This is a genomic window from Paenibacillus sp. P4_A9 (genome assembly GCF_056402415.1).
In genome coordinates this window covers 1-2,978 of the sequence record NZ_JBFUHL010000162.1, presented here as the reverse complement: position 1 = coordinate 2,978, position 2,978 = coordinate 1, and the positions used below count along the sequence as shown (strand labels likewise).

2 protein-coding genes are annotated in these 2,978 nt (G+C 42.7%); both read right to left on the bottom strand.

What is annotated here, in order from left to right; all coding sequences use genetic code 11:
• Window positions 1-2,035, bottom strand: a 2,035-nt coding sequence (locus AC1DVJ_RS30425; protein ID WP_477596577.1) for a protein kinase domain-containing protein, incomplete at its 3' end; no start/stop codon positions are given.
• A gap of 14 nt (window positions 2,036-2,049) precedes the next feature.
• A complete protein-coding gene (locus tag AC1DVJ_RS30420) occupies window positions 2,050-2,811 on the bottom strand; it encodes a hypothetical protein (RefSeq protein ID WP_477596575.1) in 762 nt (253 codons plus the stop codon).
• Window positions 2,812-2,978: the final 167 nt, after the last annotated feature.

Below are 2,978 nucleotides of genomic sequence, written 5' to 3'. Positions count from 1 at the left end.
GGTTGATTCTGGCGGCATCTTCTTCCCTCTTTAAGAGGTCATGCTCCGGACTATATGTTTGCTTAATGTTAGTTATCTGGTCCTGTGCCCTTGTTTTATACGTTTGTTCTACGTTATTTAATATTGATTTCCTATCGATAAATTTTGATTTTAAAGCAGTAATTTCACTTGGAGGAATGGATTGGGGGATATTAGGTCTATACTTGCGCTCTATCATTTTTTTCCAATCTACTAGTGCTTTCGCTTGGGATGGACTCAATTCTATATGAACAGAGCCCCCATTTTTTAATATCATATATACCTTTTCAATTTTTTTACGACCATAGGACTGAAATATATTAATATCCAAAAAGTCAGCCGGAGTACGAATTCCATTTGATCTTAAACGCCGTTTGATTTCATCGTCAATTTCCGGTATTTTTTCTTTGCTAATTGTATGCTTTTTTAATTGATCTTCCAGCCAAGTTTTTCGGAATGAAGCCAATAAGCCGGCAAGTTCGGTATGTTCCTCCTGATCTATGGTTTGTCTTTCACTAGCGATTTCGCTTATATGACTCCAGAGTTCCTTCTCCACTTCTTCGGTTTCATTCTTTTCTCGTTCCGAAATTTCCCTTTGCCTTTGTAATATATCATTAATCTTTTTTTCCTCCATTTGTTGGAGATTTTGCTTGATATAGTTGATTTTGCTCGATTCTCTTGTCAGATCGGAGGCTGCATCATGAAGATCCTTTATTTTTTCAGACGTGGTTCTTTTTTCCTTAAAAGTGGGAAGCTTCACATAACGCCAGCTCAAAAAGGCAATTTCAACAACTAAACCCAAAGCAGTGCAGGATGCTAAACCTGTAATCGGAGCCCTTCCGTACATAACAGTTGTAGCCAATGCCGTGGTGGTTATGACCAAGAATGAAACGGTTCTTTCCAAAACGAGCCCATATGTGGGGAGAGGCCTGCATGGCCTTGCTTCCGCCGTAAGATAATCCAGTACCCACGACGAATCAACAGGATCCAATGTTTCCGGTTGGGATTGGGCAACGGCTAACCGCTTCTTATTAGCGAACTTATCATAGAAGGCTGTTAGATAAGTAACTAATTTTGTTGCGAAGGCGGCAGAGACATGGGCGGCTGGGTGATGAACAGCATTAACCAGTGATTCGGGATCAGGGGGCTTTGGCACATTCGGCACTTCTAATGCCATGACATCACGAAAGCAGTTTACCAAAGAACGTAACATTTCATCATTAACAAGCTCCAGTAATTCAAAAGCGTGGGATTCGCCAGGGGAGACAAAATCTTTTTGTCGAAAGAGGAGACTTTCTTCAGCTTCTCCCGCGTCAAGCGAATTCCATAACGAAGCATCCACACTAACGGCTAATATTGTAATCAAAATGACCCAGGCTGAAAAGTTATCGATGTATGGCCCAAAATGTTCTACGGCTCTTCCGGGATGTTGATAATTTCTGTGACCGAGCTCGTTGCTTAGCATGCCGTTTAGGCCTGGTACAAACATGCCATCATAATCGATCAGAATAATTTCATTCCTGTGAATCAATATGTTGCCATGCTGCAGGTCACCATGCGCAATGTTTGCCATGTGCAGTTCATTAATTATTTTTAGCCATTGATTTGCTAGTCCTTTTAAAATTTCAACATTATGCAAATTTCTTTGGATGTAACTAAGCAGCGATTCCCCCTCAACCCATTGCATTTTTACGACAGGGAACCAATTACCATTTATTTGTATGCCTTCAGAGAGGTACTCAAAAGGTACCATATACGGTAGATTCACTGAGCTTAAATGCGAGTTGATGGCATCGTAACGGTCCTTCTGATCCTTCACATTATTGGTAAAGCACCTGATCGCCCATTCCGTCTGTCCGCACTTGATTCTGTAAACACTGGCGAAGCTGCCCGAAATGGGCCGAGGGAGTCCAAGCTTATCCAATTCAGGGAGTCCGGATTGAAGCTCCGGGTCCTGAAAACAAATGTGCGGATTTTGTATCGCTTCCCTATAATCCTGTGGAGTGGGCCAAAACATCGCCTCATCTCCCCTTACAAAAGTTTTACTCGAATGAAAGTAACATCATCATTCCTTAGATAGAAGCTGCCGTCTCGGCGAACTAGCTTTCTTTCTGCCTCCACCAACCGGATAAAGTCATCTTCACAGGCTAACCCGTGTATTTGCTTGATTACATTGGTGCCTTCCTCGTAGCGAGTCAAAGTCCAGCAGGCCAAGGCATCAGTCATTAACCAAAAGGAGTCTCCCGCTTGAGCGGTACCGCTCCAATTTTTCACGGATGCTTTAAGATGAAGGTTATTAGCTCCGTTACTCGAAATGAGAATCGGTCTATTATGAAAATCCTCGACGGAAGCCAGTGGAAAAAAGTGTGCAATTTGTTCATCCCGAATTTGAAACATGCAGCTATCACCAATCGCAATCGCATCAAACTCTACTGACAAAGTATCCGTCAAACGAAAAGTAATTCCAGCTAACGTAGAAAATGCCCCGCTGTTCAGCTTTTCTTGAGCGTACCAGGGAAGGTCTTTGGTATTTAGCTTTCTCTTCCAAGCTTTGGACAATTTGGAGATGGAGTTGTGGAGCTGATGACTATCCATTTTCCCGTTGCAATAATAGCCAGCGAGTAAACCCGCCCATATATTAGCGAATGAGGATTCACTAGCCCCATCCGCTATGGCGAATCGATGATACGCAGTATCCTTATTCACAAAAATGCTGGTGTTGAACGCATCTTCATATTCTTCTTTGCGGTTTCCCGCCTTTTGCAATGAAAAACATTCACTTGCAATTTGCACCATAGCAACCCCTATCTAAGATTGGCGGGACGCGTACCGATATCAAGCGCTTGGACTACAAGGGTTAGATCTGAATTCATGACAAATCCCCTTGCTCCGTCCGAAAGATTCAATTGATGCTCCTGATTGGCCACCCACATCATAAATGGCGTTAGATTGCTGGATCC